Source organism: Paenibacillus sp. UNC499MF, from assembly GCF_900107975.1.
GTDB lineage: Bacteria > Bacillota > Bacilli > Paenibacillales > NBRC-103111 > Paenibacillus_F.
In genome coordinates this window covers 490,634-508,202 of sequence record NZ_FNVF01000003.1, presented here as the reverse complement: position 1 = coordinate 508,202, position 17,569 = coordinate 490,634, and the positions used below count along the sequence as shown (strand labels likewise).

Annotated in this window: 13 protein-coding genes; 12 read left to right on the top strand and 1 reads right to left on the bottom strand. The window is 54.4% G+C overall.

Features of this window, described 5'->3' with window-relative positions; all coding sequences use genetic code 11:
- The first annotated feature begins 90 nt into the window (after window positions 1–90).
- From C4S74_RS10460 to C4S74_RS10415, 10 genes are all read left to right on the top strand, one after another.
- Complete coding sequence (locus C4S74_RS10460) at window positions 91–1,311, top strand: FAD-binding oxidoreductase (protein WP_103995263.1); 1,221 nt, start codon at window positions 91–93, stop codon at window positions 1,309–1,311.
- 249 nt (window positions 1,312–1,560) lie between these two features.
- Window positions 1,561–2,826 carry an FAD-binding oxidoreductase gene (locus C4S74_RS10455; protein ID WP_103995262.1) on the top strand — a complete coding sequence of 422 codons (1,266 nt, stop codon included), beginning with the start codon at window positions 1,561–1,563 and terminating at the stop codon, window positions 2,824–2,826.
- Window positions 2,827–2,919: 93 nt separating this feature from the next.
- Complete coding sequence (locus C4S74_RS10450; protein WP_103995261.1) at window positions 2,920–3,924, top strand: Gfo/Idh/MocA family protein; 1,005 nt, start codon at window positions 2,920–2,922, stop codon at window positions 3,922–3,924.
- Window positions 3,917–4,903, top strand: a complete 987-nt coding sequence (locus C4S74_RS10445; RefSeq protein WP_103995260.1) for a Gfo/Idh/MocA family protein — start codon at window positions 3,917–3,919, stop codon at window positions 4,901–4,903. The genes C4S74_RS10450 and C4S74_RS10445 overlap by 8 nt, the downstream gene beginning before the upstream one ends.
- A 247-nt stretch (window positions 4,904–5,150) precedes the next feature.
- Window positions 5,151–5,504, top strand: a complete 354-nt coding sequence (locus C4S74_RS10440) for a DUF1516 family protein (protein ID WP_103995259.1) — start codon at window positions 5,151–5,153, stop codon at window positions 5,502–5,504.
- Window positions 5,505–5,583: 79 nt separating this feature from the next.
- The gene (locus tag C4S74_RS10435; protein ID WP_103995258.1) at window positions 5,584–6,219 is read left to right on the top strand and encodes a KinB-signaling pathway activation protein; all 636 of its coding nucleotides are present in this window, start codon (window positions 5,584–5,586) and stop codon (window positions 6,217–6,219) included.
- 42 nt (window positions 6,220–6,261) lie between these two features.
- On the top strand, window positions 6,262–7,434 hold the full coding sequence (locus C4S74_RS10430; RefSeq protein ID WP_103995257.1) for an MFS transporter: 1,173 nt from the start codon (window positions 6,262–6,264) through the stop codon (window positions 7,432–7,434).
- A 208-nt stretch (window positions 7,435–7,642) separates the two neighbouring features.
- A complete protein-coding gene (locus tag C4S74_RS10425) occupies window positions 7,643–9,790 on the top strand; it encodes a DNA topoisomerase III (RefSeq protein ID WP_103995256.1) in 2,148 nt (715 codons plus the stop codon).
- Window positions 9,791–10,024: 234 nt separating this feature from the next.
- Window positions 10,025–10,480, top strand: a complete 456-nt coding sequence (locus C4S74_RS10420; protein ID WP_103995255.1) for a Dps family protein — start codon at window positions 10,025–10,027, stop codon at window positions 10,478–10,480.
- Between the two features lie 161 nt (window positions 10,481–10,641).
- The gene (locus C4S74_RS10415) at window positions 10,642–12,321 is read left to right on the top strand and encodes an alpha/beta fold hydrolase (RefSeq protein ID WP_103995254.1); all 1,680 of its coding nucleotides are present in this window, start codon (window positions 10,642–10,644) and stop codon (window positions 12,319–12,321) included.
- A 217-nt stretch (window positions 12,322–12,538) separates the two neighbouring features.
- On the opposite strand, the gene C4S74_RS10410 is transcribed toward C4S74_RS10415, so the two are convergent.
- Window positions 12,539–13,645 (bottom strand): nitronate monooxygenase family protein, encoded by a 1,107-nt coding sequence (locus C4S74_RS10410; protein WP_103995253.1) that lies wholly within the window; start codon window positions 13,643–13,645, stop codon window positions 12,539–12,541.
- A 264-nt stretch (window positions 13,646–13,909) separates the two neighbouring features.
- Here C4S74_RS10410 and C4S74_RS10405 point away from each other — a divergent pair, with 264 nt between their 5' ends.
- Window positions 13,910–14,911 (top strand): NAD(P)H-quinone oxidoreductase, encoded by a 1,002-nt coding sequence (locus C4S74_RS10405; RefSeq protein WP_103995252.1) that lies wholly within the window; start codon window positions 13,910–13,912, stop codon window positions 14,909–14,911.
- Between the two features lie 196 nt (window positions 14,912–15,107).
- Window positions 15,108–17,432 (top strand): fibronectin type III domain-containing protein, encoded by a 2,325-nt coding sequence (locus C4S74_RS10400; RefSeq protein ID WP_181024375.1) that lies wholly within the window; start codon window positions 15,108–15,110, stop codon window positions 17,430–17,432.
- Window positions 17,433–17,569: the final 137 nt, after the last annotated feature.

The following is a 17,569-nucleotide window of genomic DNA, read 5'->3' as shown; positions in this document are numbered from 1 at the left end:
AACTTTATAGCCGCTTTCAGAACGATTCCGACCCGGAAACCGCGGCACGCGCGAATACGCCGATTTCAAAAGAAAGGGGGGCATGGCCGTATGAACCTCATTACAGGAGAGCCTTACTGGCCGCATGTTCAACCGGAAACCGCCCGGTATCCGAAACTCGAAAGAGATACCGAATGCGAGATTCTTATCATCGGAGGGGGAATGTCCGGTGCGCTCGCGGCTTACAGGCTAATCCAGGAGGGATTCACTCCCGTGCTGGTGGACAGCCGGGATATCGCCGGAGGGAGTACGGCAGTCAACACGGGAATTGTCCATGTGTTCAACGATAAACCCTTGACGAGCTGCATCCATACATTCGGAGAAGAAAACGGCGTCGCTTTTTACAACTTGTGCGTAGAAGCGGTCCGGATCCTTGGGGAGATCTGCCGTGCGGAGAAGCTGGATACTCACTTTATGCAGAGGGATTCGCTGTACCTGGCTTCGGATGAGAAAGATGTGCCCATGCTTCTGGAGGAATACCGGACTTTGGTGAAATACGGTATTCAAGCCGAATATTTAACGCCCGGACGGATTGCGAATAAATTCTCATTTACAAAACCGGGAGCCATCCTTACCCCCGAAGGGAGCGCCATTAATCCCTATGCTTTTGTGCACGGCTTGATAGCGGCTTCGGCTGCCAAGGGGATGAAGGTGTATACGGGAACCGAAATCGTTTCCCGTGTGGATACCAAGGACGGGATCGTATTCACGACCCGGAACCGCTGCCGCATCCGTACTCGCCGGGCCGTCTACTCCACCGGACACGAAGCCCAGGAAATAAGAAGAAATCCGAACGCGAAGCTGCTCACCACCTACGCTCTCGTGACAAAACCACTTCAGGAAATAACGGGCTGGCATAAGGAATGTATGATCTGGGAGACGGCCCGCCCTTACCTGTATATGCGTACCACCGGAGACGGAAGGGTTATAATCGGGGGAGAGGATGAGAGACTAATGTCAGAAGAAGAGAGAGCCAAGCGACTGAGGGTAAAAAAAGACGTTTTGCTGCAAAAAGCGAAGGAACTTTTCCCTCATCTGGATCTTCAGGCGGAATACGCATGGGCGGGTATCTTCGGGGCGACTCATGACGGTTATCCGATGATCGGCACCCAGCCGGGTTTTCCGAACAGCCAGTTTTCCCTGGGGTACGGAGGGAACGGGATCGTGTACTCGGTTCTGGGGGCCGAGATCATCGCCGCCCGTGCAACAGGACGCCCTCATCCCGGAGAAGCATTATTCCGTTTTGATAGAAAGAGATCGGGCATAAATTAAAGTGCGGGTGCGGCATCGGCATCGGCATCGGCTGCTCCAAACGTAATCTTTTCTTAATCCTTAATAAATACAGGCACTTCAATGGCTCTACCCTTCCCATATTCGGCAAGGTCCGCCTCGTGAAAATACGAGGCGGGCTTTTTGTCTTATTTTGATGGAAACGAGAACAGGAATTGGTTTCCAGTTAGGACTTTTCCGGAATGGGGTAGTGAACGGTAAACAGTACAGACGACAAGGAGCCTTGAAACCATGGATCTGACTACAGGCAAACCACTATGGCCGCATATCGGCGGCGAAATCAAGCCGTATCCTCAATTAGAGAAAGATATCGCATGCGAAGTTCTTGTTATAGGAAGCGGAATGTCCGGGGCTATGAGTGCCTACATGCTTACTAAGGCCGGATTCGATACCGTACTTGTAGATTCAAGGGAAATCGCGGGCGGCAGCACGATGGCGAATACCGGCCTCATTCAATTTTTCAACGATAAAACCTTAACGAGCTGCATTCACACCTATGGGGAAGAGAATGGGGTGGCCTTCTATAAGCTTTGCGAGGAAGCGGTCCGCAAGTTGGGGCGGATTTGCGAAGAAGAAGGGATTGATGCCCAGTTTCAGCCCCGGGAATCTCTTTACCTGGCTTCCAATGAAGCGGATTTGCCGATGCTGGAGGAAGAGTACAGGACATTGAGCAGATACGGATTTAAAGTGAAATACTTGAATCCGGGCGATATAACGGATAAATTCCCCTTCACAAAACCCGGAGCTATCCTGGCATCCGGTGATGCGGCCATTAATCCGTACGCCTGCGTAAACGGGCTTATCGATGTCTCGGCTGCAAGAGGAATGAGGGTCTATGCCCGGACCGAAATCGATTCGCGGCTGGAGACGGAGGGCGGCTCGGTTTTTTATACGAAAGAACGGCGGCGGATACGGGCGAAGTATGCGGTCTATTCGACGGGATATGAAACCCAGGAAATGAAGCGCAACCGCAACGCCAAACTTCTCGCCTCTTATGCGATCGCATCTCAACCCCTGGGGGAATTTCCCGGATGGTACAAGGAATGTATGATTTGGGAGACGGCCCGCCCTTATTTATATATGCGGACAACGGCGGACGGACGGGTTATTGTCGGAGGTGAAGACGAGGACATGCTTTCCGGAGAGGAACGGATAAACCGACTTGCAGTCAAGAAGGATATTTTGCTGGACAAAGCGAGAGCCTTGTTTCCGGAGCTTGATCTTCAAGCGGAATTTGCTTGGGCGGCCGTATTCGGCGAAACTCATGACGGGTACCCGCTCATCGGGGCACAGGACGGATTTCCAAACAGTGTGTTCTCACTCGTATACGGCGGGAACGGAACGGTATACTCCGTGCTCGGCGCAGAGATGATTGTAAACCGGCTGAAAGGCTTAAAGCATCCGGGGGATCGGCTCTTCCGGTTCGACAGGCCCCGCCACACACCTCCTGCCAAACGGCTCCAGCATATCAGTCAGGAAAAAATATCCGCTTCCTAAAGAAAGAGACATTTTATGGCTTCCTCCCATCCTATATAATGAAAGAAGCTGTGCGCTTCGCACAGATTTTGCTTCAGGGAGAGGAGAACAAGCATGAAAGTCGCCGTAGTTGGCTGCGGAACAATGGGGACCGTTCACGGAACGGATTACAGTCTGCTGCCGGGAGTCGAATTAACCGGCGTATGCGATCTCGACCGGGAAACGGCCCGGGATCTTGCCGGACACTTGGAGACGATCGCGTACTTTTCTTTCGAGGACATGATGGCGGAGGCGGAGATCGATGCGGTAAGCATCGCGCTGCCGACCCACCTGCACAAAGAATACGTCATGAAAGCGGCGGATCTGGGCAAGCATGTGATCTGCGAAAAACCGATCGCCCTGACGCTGGAAGATGCCGAAGAGATGATATCTTACTGCCAAGAGAAGGGCGTGCGTCTGTTCATCGGCCATGTGGTCCGTTTCTTCCCGGAATATGCCGATCTCAAGCGCAAACTGGATTCAGGAGCGGCCGGAGAACCGGGAGTGGCTCATTTGAAGCGGGTAGGCTCGCATCCGGGAACCGCCAAGGACTGGTACAACGATTTTGACAAAAGTCACGGCGTCATCATGGACATGATGATTCACGATATCGACTTTGCCCGCTGGGCGTACGGCGAAGTGCGGGAAGTGTTCGCCCTCAACCGGCGCAGCGCCGACCAGGATTACGCTCTTGTGACCCTGCGTTTTGAAAGCGGCGCCATCGCGAACCTTGAAGGCCACTGGGGGTATCCGGGAGCCTTCTCGACAGCCGCCGAATTCGCCGGTAAATCCGGCATTATCCGGATGAACAGCGGGGATTCGAATTCCCTGAAGCTGCTGCGGAAGGGAGCGGCGAAGGCATCGGCAAGCAGGGTGCAGGTACCGAAAAGCCCGTCTTATCAAGACCCTTATTACTACGAGCTGGAGCATTTTATCACCTGCATCCGCGAAGACAAGGAGCCGCTCGTTACGGCGGAAGACGCGCTGCGCGCTCTCGAAATCGTGCTGGCCGCTCTCGAATCCGCTCGTACGGGACAGCCTGTCCGTCTGCCGCTAAAAGGAGGGATTGCCCATGCGTAAGCTCAAAATCGGAATGATCAGCTTTGCTCACGGCCACGCGTTTTCGTATTTTAACGCATTGAATGCCATGCCGGAGGTTGAGGTTGCCGGAATTGCCGACGAAGAGAAGGAACGTGTCGCCAAACTTACGGAAACTTACGGGATCTCCTACTACGGCACGGCGGAAGAGCTGCTGAAAACCGGCATAGATGCCGTTGTCATCTGCTCCGAGAATTCCCGCCACGCGGAACTGACGATTGCCGCCGCAAAAGCCGGGAAGCATATCCTGTGCGAGAAGCCGCTGGGCATCTCCACGGCTGAAATGGAAGAGATGATTGCGGTTTGCAAGGACAATGGCGTGCAGCTGATGACAGCGTTTCCGTGCCGTTACATACCGGCTGTCGTGCAGGCCAAAGAAGCTGTCGACCGCGGGGAAATCGGCGAGATTATCGCCATCAAGGGAACGAACCGCGGCAGCATGCCGGGCGGATGGTTCGTCGACAAGAAACTCTCCGGAGGAGGGGCCGTGTTCGACCATACGGTTCACGTGATGGACTTGATGCGCTGGTTCCTCGGCAGCGATGTCCGGGAAGTGTTCGCCTATGCGGATACCCGCTTCCACGACCTAGATATCGACGATGCCGGCATGGTGCACGTAAGGTTCGGGAACGGCGTCTTTGCCGTGCTGGATCCGAGCTGGTCCCGCAGCAAATCGTTCCCGACCTGGGGCGATGTAACGATGGAAATTACCGGGACGAAAGGGGTTATTTCCATCGATTCCTTCGCGCAGAAAAACGAAGTTTTCAGCGATGTTACCGGCAAGGCCCAATGGAGCTACTGGGGAGACGATATGGACGAATACATGCTCAGAGGATTCGTCGATGCTCTTCTCGGCGGGAAGCCCGTACCGGTCACCGGTGAAGACGGACTTAAAGCGGCGGCCGTCGGCCTGGCCGCGTACGAATCGGCGCGGGCGGGCAAGCCGGTCGTTCTGAGCTGATATTATTTTCATGGAATTCGGACCCTTGCGTTCCGGCGGATATCCTGCTTGATGCGGGAATCTGTCCGTTTCACAAGGTTTTTTTTTCGCCCCTTTCCCGTTCAAAGTTTTGTGAACACTTTCCGACACTAGTGTCTTATTGGGCGGGTTATTGTCCCTAAGACCTTGTAAACCCTCGGTCGGCTTGATATGATAAGGGCGTTGCTGCGTCTACAAGGAATACATATACGAACATGGAGGAATCGACATGTCAGACAAGTTGTTAAACATTTTTCACCAGTCGCATGCGGGATCGTGGGCATTCATCATCATCCTGTTTGTGGTAAGCGCCATTTTTTACCGTCAGAAAATTACTCCGATGCTCCTCAGATTGTTCTACCTGATTATGCTGGTTTCCGGAATCGGCATGCTGATCGGCTACGGCTTCCCGGTCAAGTACGTGGTGAAGGGAATTATCGCCATCGTTGTAATCGGGTTGATGGAAATGATTCTCGGCCGCATGAAAAGAGGGCAAGGCAAGGAATCTTCCACCAAGATTCTTTTTGTCGTCTGGGCGGTTCTGATCCTGATCGTCGTGCTTCTCGGCTACGGAATATTTTAAGTAAACGAAAAAGCGGTAGAACCGTCCCTGCCTGAATGGGGGACGGTTTTGTCCGTGTATCCGGTTAAGGAGAGAGATCATGTTAAAACCGATGCTGTTTCTGTTCTGGTCCACGATGTTGGGCGGGCTTGTTCTCGGTATTGCCGTCTGGGGAATCGGCAAGGCGATTTTCCCGGACTTTGTGTCCATGGACGTCGCGGTGAGCGGCGCAAGTGAATTTTCTATGATTATTATGGCGACACTTACCATGTGTCTGATCAGCGTGGTCGGATATTTCGCTTACCTGATGACCAACTACTACATGATCGGAATTCTCCGCAACCGCAAAGGCGCCTGGTCGGGCCTTCAGCTTTTCTTTATCGTTATGGCTATCGCGAACTTGTTTTTCCTGCGTTACCAAAGCTTTGCGGAAGGAAAGGAGAGCCTGGCGATGTATGCCGGCATTCCGGTTCTGATCGTCGCGGCGGCTTTGATCGTTTCGCAGGTGAAGGTGAAACTGACCAATGCTTCGGCCAGGATTCCGACGCTGTTTTTTATAATCGTGGTCACCTGCCTGGAGATGCTCCCGGCTTTCAGCATTAACGATCTGACTTCGCTGCTGTATGTATCGCTCGTCCTGCTTTCCTGCAACGCGTGGCAGATTCTTATTTTCCACAAGCTGACGAACACGAAGAAACACCAACAGATGAAAAAAGCTCAGGTCAAGAAAGCGTAATCCTGAGACAAGATACAAAGTACTTCCAAAGGGGCCGATCGTATGAACAAGCGTGTCGTGTTCATCATGCTGCTGATGTTTACCGTCTATCTCGGATTCGGATTGATCATTCCCGTCCTGCCCGAGCTGCTGCACGGGATACCGAACGGACAGACGCATTTGGGGTGGGTTCTTTCCATATACTCCGTCATGTCCTTCCTGGTCTCTCCTTTATGGGGAGGCTTATCGGATAAAATCGGCCGCAGACCCGTTCTGCTGACCGGAATTTTCGGCTTCATGATTTCCTTCGTTCTGCTCGCGCTGGCGGGAACGAATCTGCCGCTTCTTTATTTATCGCGGATATTGGGCGGTATCTGCTCGGGAGCGCTTAGCGGAGTCGCGCTGGCTTACGTGGCGGATATTACGACTCATGAGGAACGGACGAAATCGATGGGTTTCGTCGGAATGTCGATCGGGCTCGGTTTTATTTTCGGCCCGGCTATCGGAGGAACCTTGAGCGTGGTCAGTTTGTCACTCCCGTTCTGGGGAGCCGCGCTTTTGTCCGCGGGTATTTTCTGCGGCGGATTTTTGAAGCTTACAGAATCGCTGCCGGAAAACAGGGGACAGCAGGGGGACAAGCCGTCCCGCTGGTCTCTGCTGCGCGGAAAGCTCGGCTATTTGTATGTGATGACCTTCTTTGTCACCTTCTCGCTCGCCGGGCTGGAAGCGACTTTCCAGTATTTTCAGATCGCCCGTTTCGGCGTTACTCCGCTGCAAATCGGCCTGATGTTTATGTTCAGCGGATTTGCCGACGCGCTGGTACAGGGCGGACTCGTTAGAGTCATTGCCAAGAAAAAGAAGGAGAAGATCGCCATTCTTGGCGGGTTGTTCGCTTCGGCCGCAGGCTTCCTGCTCGTGCTCGGCTCCACAGGTTTCTGGTCGGCAACGCTGGCCCTGACCGTATTCAGCGCCGGCAACGCGATGATCCGGCCCTGCATCAACTCGCTGCTCACCCAGCGTACCCGGCACGGACAAGGGGTCACCACGGGTCTCAGCTCGTCCATGGACAGTCTGGGCCGCATCGCGGGACCGATTACGGGAACTTCGCTCTTCGGCATCCAGCACGGCCTTCCTTTCGCGGCCGGAGCCGTCGTATCGGTGCTGGCCAGCCTGCTGCTGCTCCGTTTCAGTCAGCTCGACCGCGAATCGGGGGAAGAACTGCAGGGAACCGCTTAGCATGCCTTTCTTCCCGGACCCGATGAACCCGCCGCAATCCGGCGGGTTTTTTCCGTTTCCGCGGGCGGGACGAACCCCACGGCAGGCGTCCTTGGTTGACGCGGCCCTTGAAACATTTTTACAATAGAAGCACGATACAGCAGGAACGGTATCAAAGAAGCCGTCATGTGCTTTACGGTCCGTTACCGGTTTATTAAAGGAGAAATAGATGAGCAAATCACTCGTACTGGCCGAAAAGCCGAGCGTGGCCAAAGAAATCGCCCGTGTGCTCGGCTGCGGTCAAAAGCATAAATCGTATTTCGAAGGTCCCACGCATGTGGTGACCTGGGCTCTTGGACATCTCGTGGGTCTTGCGGAGCCCGAAGACTATGATACCCGCTATCAAAAGTGGAATCTGGAAGATCTGCCGATTATTCCGGGCCGCATGAAGCTTAAAGTGCTGAAGGAAACGTCCCACCAGTTCCGAGCCATTGCGGATCTGGCTAAGCGCAAAGATTTGTCGGAGCTGATCATCGCGACGGACTCCGCCCGCGAAGGCGAGCTTGTCGCGCGCTGGATCATGGAAATGATCCGGTGGAACAAGCCCTTCCAGCGGCTGTGGATCTCTTCGCAGACCGATAAGGCGATCCGCGAAGGCTTCGCGAACCTGAAGCCCGGCAAACAGTACGACCGCCTGTTCCAGTCGGCGGTCTGCCGGGCCGAGGCCGATTGGCTGATCGGCCTGAACATCACCCGCGCGCTCACGAGCAAGTATGACGCGCAGCTATCGGCCGGACGCGTCCAGACACCGACGCTCGGAATGATCATGGACCGCGAGAAAGAAATCCGGAGCTTCCGGTCCGTGGAATACTGGACCGTGCAGGCGGATTTCGGCGCGTTCCGCGGGATATGGCGCCAGCGCTCGGGAGAGAGCCGCCTGTTCGAGCGCGAGCGCGTCGACGAGCTCGTGCAGTGCGTCTCGGGCAAGAGCGGCAAGGTCGTCTCCGTCAAGAAGACCGAGAAGACGGAGCCTCAGCCGCTCGCCTACGACTTGACGGAGCTCCAGCGGGATGCGAACCGCCGGTTCGGCTTCTCGGCGAAGCATACGCTTTCGACGCTCCAGCGGCTCTACGAGCAGCATAAGCTCGTGACGTACCCGCGGACGGATTCGCGGTACCTCACGAGCGATATGACGGGCACGTTCAAGGAGCGGCTCCAGTCCGTAGCCGTCGGACCGTACGCGCCGCTTGCGAAGCCGCTCATGAAGGGCCCGCTGCCCGTGTCGAAGCGGATTGTGGACGATTCGAAAGTGTCCGATCACCACGCGATCATACCGACGGACGAATATGTGAATCTTTCCGCTCTCTCGACAGACGAGAGAAAGCTCTACGACCTTATCGTCCGCCGTTTTCTCGCGCTGTTCTATCCGGCCGCCCGATATGAGACGACCTCGATGGTCGTCGAAGTGGCCGGCGAGCCGTTTCATGTCGCAGGCCGCGTCGTGAAGGATGCGGGCTGGCGGAGCGTATACGGCACGGGAACCGCCGCGGACTCCGGAGACGGCGACGAGGAGGACGGCAGTGAGGGCGCTGACCGCGCGGATCTGCAGGAGCTTCCCGCGATGTCCGCCGGAGACAGTGCCGGAGCGGTCCGCTGCAAGGTCGGCACGCACCGGACCCAGCCGCCGAAGCGGCATACGGAGGCGACACTCCTGACGCAGATGGAGAAGCACCATCTCGGTACGCCTGCGACCCGGGCGGAAATTATCGAGAAGCTCGTCAGCTCCGATACGATCGAACGCGAAGGCGGGTCCCTCCACCCGACAGGCAAAGGAACGCAGCTCATTGAGCTGGTTGCCGAAGAGCTGCGTTCTCCCGAGCTGACGGCGAAGTGGGAACAGGAGCTTGAAGATATCGCACGGGGGAAGGGCCGCACCGAAACGTTCCTCAGCGGAATCCGCGATATGACCAAGCAGCTTGTAACCGGCGTAAGAACAAGCCAGACGGAATACAAGCCTCACAACCTGACGAACAGCCGGTGTCCCGAATGCGGGGAAAGGTTAATGGAGCGGAAAAGCAAGCGCGGCAAAATGCTCGTGTGCGCAAACCGCGAATGCGAATACCGCCGCTCCGCGGAGAAGCAGCTCGTTAACCGCCGCTGCCCACAGTGTCATAAGAAAATGGAGCTGAAAACCGGCAAAGCGGGCAAATATGTCCAGTGTCTCCCGTGCAATGTAGTCGAAGTGCTGGGAGAAAGCACGGGGAAAGTCGCCAAGCATCAGCAGCAGAAGCTCGTCAAGCAGTACAGCAAGCAAGAAGATTTAGGATCGAGCCTCGGGGATGCTCTTAAGGCGGCTTTAGCCAAAAAAGACGATTAACATCCAACGCGGACGAATTCCAGGCACGTGTTGCGAAGCGGCACGGTAGTCGATTGCGTCACGCGGTATTAACCCAAAAGGCGGGAGTGAACTCCTGCCTTTTTCACAACCCCTTATTTAGAATTATTATAATTAAGTATTGATTTTAAATAAGGGCGGTGGTAAACTAAATGTACGGCAATAAAAGAAGAAAAAATGCACCCTATTGAGTATCATCCGAGGAGGAAACTAACCATGAAAACTGTGACTCAAGCGAAAACTCTGACCCAATTAAATCAACTGGCCGCCGACTGGACGGTCCTTTCCATGAAACTGCGCAACTTCCACTGGTACGTCAGCGGGCCTCATTTCTTTACGCTTCACGAGAAATTCGAGGAGTTTTACAATGAAGCGGCTCAGTATATCGACGAGATCGCCGAGCGGGTGCTTGCGCTTAGAGGCAAACCGGTTGCGACGCTGGCCGAGGTTTTAAAGCTGGCCCGTCTCCAGGAAGCCGGGGGCTCGGAAACCGCTGAGCAGATGGCAGAAGCCGTGCTCGCCGACTTTGAGCGGCTCATCGGTTTCCTGCAGGAAGGCATCGCGGCCGCCGAAGAAGAAAGCGACGAGCCGACGGCCGATATGCTGACGGAACTGCAGGCAACGCTGCAGAAACACGTTTGGATGCTGGGCGCCTTCCTGGGCCGCGTATAAATTATTCTTAATAAAGGCAGGTTCCCGCGGAACCTGTCTTTTTGGCGCACTTCCTACTTTAGTCCCGTCGACCGTCTGGAAGATTGTGCTATACTGATAGATGGCGGCTGCTAGAAAGCGGCTGCTAGTTTCTCCAACTATTTCTATATTGAGGTGACCCCATGAAAAAACGTCTGCCTGTCTGGCAATCCGCCGTGATTGCTTCCATGCTTCTCGCCGGTGCCCTGCCTGCGGGAGCTTCCGCGGATACACCGGCAGCCGGATCCGTTTCCGCTGCCGATACGAAACAGGGAGCTGTTCTTGCCCCGCTGCGTCTCGTAAGCGAAACGGCCGGTGCAAAGGTAGCCTGGAACAATGAAGAACGAACCGTAACCTTGTCGCTTGGGAGCGATACGATCACGCTCACGATCGGAAAATCTACGGCCTTGATCAACGAAAAAGAAGTCGATTTGGGGGCTGCGGTCCAAATCAAGGACGATAAAACGTTCGTTCCTCTCAAGTTTTTAACGGAGGCTTTGCACACTGCTGTCTCCTGGGATCCGCAATCCGGCAAGCTCATTATCCCGAAAGGGGATTTGAAGGCCGCCGCAAGCGCCTTCGCTAGCCACTGGCTGCAGGGGGAGAGCGAGAGCGCGGTTTCGTATTTTAACGATGATCTCAAAAAATCCCTCAACGCCAATCAGCTTCACTACATATCGCAGTACTACACAAATATGTACGGACAGATAACCGGGCAGCTTGAGTCCGGGAAGTCAAGCAATTCCGTTCATGAAAATGTGTATCTGACCTATGAAACGCAGAGCACCTTGCCGTTCCAGATGACGGTCCGGTTCGACAAGCAGGAACGTATCGACGATTTGTACATACCGCCCTACTATTCTCCGGATACATACCGGAAGCCGTCTTACGACGATTCCAGCGCTTATGTTGAAAAAGAAGTGAAGCTCGGCGAAGGCAAGCTCACACTTCCGGGAACCCTTACACTGCCCGCTAAACCGGGCCCGCATCCGGTCGTCGTCCTCGTTCACGGCTCGGGCGCCAACGATCGCAACGAGTCGATCGGCGGTTCCAAGCTGTTCCGGGATTTGGCGGTCGGTCTGGCGGCCGAAGGAATCGCCACTCTCCGTTACGAGAAAGTGACGCGGGAGCATCCTTTCAAATCGGCGACGCCGACCTTTACCGTACAGGATGAGACTGTAGCGGATGCCGTATACGCGGTGAATCAGCTGGCGAAGACGGCGGATATCGATCCCCAGCGCATTTTCGTAGCGGGTCACAGCCAGGGAGGAATGGTCGTTCCGCGCATTATCGACGGAGTTAAGGACGTGAAGCTGGCGGGTGCCGTCGTAATGGCCGGACCGACGAATTCCATCGAAGACGTCGTGCTGGAGCAGTCCAAGTACCAGCTGGAAGTGAGCCGTGAACGCGGTCTCGATACGAGCATGCTGGAGCAGCAGATCGCTTTCTGGGAGCAGCAGATTAAGCTGATCAAAGACCCGCAGTATTCCGTAAATAATCTGCCGAAGGATCTGGCGCTGAGCAATGCCTACTGGTGGATGGATTTCCGCAATTATTCCGCTTCCGAAATCGCCAAAAAACAGGACAAGCCGATGCTTATCCTTCAGGGAGATAACGATGCCCAGGTGCTTTCTTATCATCTCGACAAATGGAAAGAAGCCCTCAAAGACCGTTCGAACGTAGAATACAAGCTGTATCCGAAGCTGAACCACGTATTTGCCGAGGTTGAAGAAAAATCGACCGGTTCGGAATATAACGAGCCGGCGAACACACCGGTTTCCGTTGTTAAAGATATCGCCGACTGGGTGAAGAAAACGAAGTAAGGAATTAGAATGAAAAAAGCCTGCACGGAAGGGAGATTTCCTTTCCGTGCAGGCTTTTTTGCGTGAATAGACGGTTTGGCGGCTTGGTTGGAGGCCGATTTCAGCGGATTGCTCAGCGGCTTGCAAGGGTTTTGGGATTGCAGGCGCTTGCACGTCTCGATCCGCTATCCTTGCACCATGCGGCAGACCGGTAGGGCCGTCGCAAACACACTCACCATCAGAGCTTCAGTCCGCCCATCCTGTTCAGCCTCTCGTTGGTTTCCCGGACCAGTTCTTCGATGAGCTGCGCGGCTCCTACGCGTCTGGCGAGAGAGGAGGCTTGGCCCGCCCACATGGCCATATAAGCCGAATTGCCCGCTTTGGCGGCGTTCCGTCTAATGCCTTGGGTGAGAGCATTCTGGGCGGGGTAGGAGGGGAGCCGGCTGTCCAAAGGGCGCAGCTCATCCAGCAGGGGCGTCCGGATGCCGCGGGCATGCTTGCCGGACACCGCCCGCGTGAGCACGGTGGACTCGTCGCTTGCGGCGAGCACGGCTTCCTTATGGACGGCGTGAGCGCCGCTTTCCGCGCACGTCAGGAAAGCCGTGCCAAGCTGAACGGCTTCCGCCCCGAGGGCCAGCGCGGCGGCTATGCCGCGGCCGTCCATGATTCCGCCGGCGGCGATGACCGGCACACGGACGCGGTCCGCGATCTGGGGCACGAGAGCCATCGTGCCGACGAGCGGCGGCTCGCCGTCGTTCTCGCCGGGAAACGTGCCGCGGTGGCCGCCGGCTTCGCCGCCCTGGGCGACGATCGCGTCGACCCCGGCTTCTTCCAGCGCGGCGGCTTCCCGAACGGTGGTCGCCGTGCCGACGGTCCGGATGCCAAGACGCGCGCATTCCGCGAAAGTCGCCGCATCCGGCACGTCGAATGTGGAGCTGAATACCGGGACCCGTTCCTCCAGGAGGACGGCGAGCTGTTCCCGGTACGATTCGCTCCACACGGCGGGAGGCCGTTCTTCGCGGGTGCCCGTCTTCTCCCGCAGAGGAGCCAGCAGCCGCCACGCTTCGTCGGCTTTTTGCCGCTGTTCCTGTTCATGAGGGCCTTGCCCGGGTTCGGGCAGGATGAACAGGTTTACGGCAAAAGGGCGGCTCGTCCGGCGGCGGATTTCGCGGACGGCGGAGGATATCTGCTCCGGCGTCATGTAGCCGGCGCCGAGCGTCCCGAGGCCGCCGGCTTCGGATACGGCGGCTACGAGCGCCGGCGTCGTGCTTCCGCCGGCCATTCCGGCCTGGATAAGGGGATAGCGGATTCGGAAAAGGTCGCAAATGCGATTGGAATGATTCATGTTCGGAAGCCTCGCTTTCTGAACTGTTTTTTTGCGGTATGCCTGACGGCTGAATGCTGAATGCTGATTGGCTGCCGGGGGTCTTTTTAAGAATAAGTTCGATTGTACGGTAAATCCCGGCCTGTTGTCCGATTTTCAAGCGGATAGTTTAAGTATACCTCGGTTGGAACAATTTTGCCGTCGTGGGGGCGAGCAAGCAAATACCTATCGCGCGTGGTATACTAGTCCTATTGCAGATGTTTATCAACCAGAGGAGTGATCCCGATGAAGGCGGTACAGATCAAACAATATGGCGGACCGGAAGAGCTGTATATCGGGGAAAGGCCTGACCCCGTTGCGGGCGAAGGCGAACTGCTTATTCAAGTGAAGGCGGCGGGTCTCAACCGTGCGGATCTGATGCAGCGTGAAGGCAAATACCCGGCGGTTCCCGGGGAATCGGACATACTCGGCCTGGAAATGGCAGGCGTTGTTATAGGTGTAGGAAGCGGCGTTACCGGCTGGAGAGAAGGGGAGCGCGTCTGTGCGCTTCTGCCCGGGGGCGGCTATGCGGAGAGAGTAACCGTTCCCGCGGGCATGGCGATGCGGCTGCCGGCTAATCTCAGCTATGCGGAAGGAGCCGCTATTCCAGAGGCATTCCTTACGGCTTATCTGAATCTCGTTAAACTGGGGGGAATGACGGAAGGGGACTATGTGCTCATTCATGCCGGCGCCAGCGGCGTCGGTTCGGCGGCGATCCAGCTTGCCCGGGAATTCGGGGCCCATGTTCTGGTGACCGCGGGTTCGAGCGAGAAGCTTGAGTTTTGCCGGGAACTCGGCGCGGAATACGGCTGGAACTACCGGGAAGGCTCCTTCCTCCCTTGGCTTAGGGAGGCAACAGGCGGCCACGGGAGCGACATCGTGCTCGACCTTGTTGGCGCCCCGTATTTTACGGACCATCTGGCCGGTGCGGCCGTAGGAGGACGTATCGTCCTGGTGGGCATGACGGGCGGTTCCGAAGTTCCGATGGAGAGCTTTGATCTCAATCCTCTGCTGATGAAACGGATTTCCATCATCGGGTCTACCCTGCGCAGCCGCAGCCGCGAGGACAAAATCCGGCTGACCCAGCAGTTTTGGCAGCAGGCAGGTCACGGCTTTGCGGACGGTGCCCTCCAGCCGGTCGTAGACCGGATTTTCCCGTGGAGCCGCGTGCGTGAAGCCCACCAGTGGATGGAAGCGAACCGGAACAAGGGGAAAGTGATTCTGGATATTACGGCGGATGCGGAATAGATTTCTATACGTAAATGGAATAAAAAGAAAAGAGCTGATTAATCAGCTCTTTTTCTTTTATTCATAAAAGACTTTGAAGAACCCTAACGTTATATTAATTTCCAAATAATAATTCATAATAAAATTTATTAATGACATAAATATAGTTCTATAGTATCATATTAATGGAAAATAAAAAAACTTTGGAGGAAAAGAAATGAAGATAAGTAAAATGAAGATAATATTGATCTTTTTTGCTTTTTTATTTATTTCCGGTATGATGAGTCATCGTGCAGAAGCGGCTAGCCCATATACAGGAGGATTGTTAGATGGTGTGTCCCTACAAACGAGCACAACCGTCGGGCAGCCGACGGGAACAGTAGTAAAAGAAATCACGGATGGGGATGCGACCACAAGAACGGTGCTTCGTGCTCCCACAATGTTCTGGCATACCTTTTCCACGCCTCAACAAGTCAATGCTGTAATTTTTAAAGCTGGCTCATTAGGCGGTGTCATTGATTTTTACGATTCTAACAACAATTTAATATACAGTTATAAGCTTGTTACATTGGATGGGGTTGAGACTCTCCCCCAACCAGTCCAAAACGTATCTACTGTTGTTTTGAAACACAGGGATGTTTTTGCATACGAATGGAACCTGTTTGTAAATCCGACGGCCGCTCCTCTGCCTACAACCATAAATTGGATTCAGGGCGGCGACAAAACGGTGGATCTGAATTGGAATTCTACCGGCGCTAAATCCTACAAAGTTAAACGTTCTGTATCACCTGGAGGTCCTTACGCGCTCCTTGCTTCCGATCTTACTTCGACAACCTACACGGATACGACTGTAACCAATGGAGTAACTTACTATTATGTAGTTACAGCCGTCAATGAGGCAGGTGAAAGTGTTCCTTCTCAGGAAAAATCAATTAAGCCGGAGGCGACTAAGTATACCGGTGGATTGCTGGATCGTTTATGGCTAAAGACAGGTCCGGCTGTAAACAATCCCACAGGAACCGAGCGGGTTATGACGGATAACGATGCCGCGACACGTTATTTACTAACACCTGGGATTCTTGTCTGGCATACCTTTCAATCCCCCAAAGAAATCAATTCCGTTCTCATCCAAGGAACGGGAGGGGTAACCGTCGAATTCTATGACGCAAATGACAACTTATTGTCCTCTTACACGCCTATCACACTAGACGGAGTGGAATCTTTACCGACACCCGTGAAAAACGTCACAACTGCTCTTTTGAAAAAAAGCACAAATGCTTTCGTGAATGAGTGGAACCTGTTTGAAAGCCCATCCGCAAAGCCCCTTCCAACGGTCATTAACTGGATTCAAGCCGGTGACCGGACTGTAGATTTGTACTGGGATTCCAAGGGCGCTAAAAGTTATAATGTAAAACGTTCCGTAACAAAGGGTGGACCTTACGCTCTCATTGCCAATACAAAGGAACTTTTCTTCACAGATACAACCGTAACGAACGGAACGACTTATTATTATGTAGTGACCTCTGTCAATGAAGCAGGAGAGAGCGCGCCCTCTCCGGAAAAAGAAATCAAACCGGAAGCAACCAAGTACACGGGAGGCTTGTTGGATCGTAAGATATTGAAAACGGGTTCAGCGATTTCCAATCCTACGGGTGCGGAACGAATTATGACCGATAATAATACCGCCACTCAGTTTGTGCTGAGAGGAATGGCTTGGTACAATTTCGATACTCCAAAAAATATCGAATCCGTTATTGTAAACGGAACTTCGGGAGCTATCGTTGAATTTTACGATACTAACAGCAATTTGCTTTTCAGCTACACTCCCGTTCAAAATGATATAGTAGAAACTTTAGCTGCTCCAGTAAAAAATGTAAGCGTGGTCGTCCTGAAACACAGCAATGGTTTTGTTAAAGAATGGAACGTTTTCGGCAAAGGCGTCGAGCCGCCGGTTGCAGCTCCGCTTAACCTGACAGCCGCAGGCGGGGACAAGAAAGTTACGCTTGCCTGGAACAGCGTGAACAACGCGACTAGCTACAACGTAAAACGCAGCACGACTGCGGGCGGACCGTATGTTACCGTCGGTTCGGTTACGGGTGCGACTTATAGCTACACCGATACAAATGTCGTCAACGGCACGACTTACTACTATGTAGTAACGGCGGTAGCCGCAGCTGGAGAGAGCGCGCCGTCCAACGAAGCGTCCGCTACTCCTAAAGCGGGAGACGTAGTCATTCCGCCGGTGGAAGAATCCGGTGACAGCGCTATTCTCGTCATCACGCTTAACAACGGAACCGAGAAAGAGTACGACCTTTCCATGAACGAGGTTAACGCGTTTATTGCCTGGTACGAAGGCCGCGCGGCGGGCAAAGGCCCGGTTATGTTCGCGATCGACAAGCACGAGAACAACAAGGGACCGTTTAAAAACCGTAAGGATTACATCCTGTACGACAAAATCATCACGTTCGAAGTGAACGCCTACGATAACGGTAAAGGCGAAACCACGCCTCCTGTTAACCCGGAAGATCCCAGTAATTATTAATCGGACCTCCGGCGGAAAAAGATAAGCTCTCACGGCAAAAGGCCCTTGATCAGATAAAACCGATCAAGGGCTTCTTGTTTACTTCGTGCGTTGTTCCTTATTCGCTAACAGCGTCTCATAACGGTCACTGGCCCTCA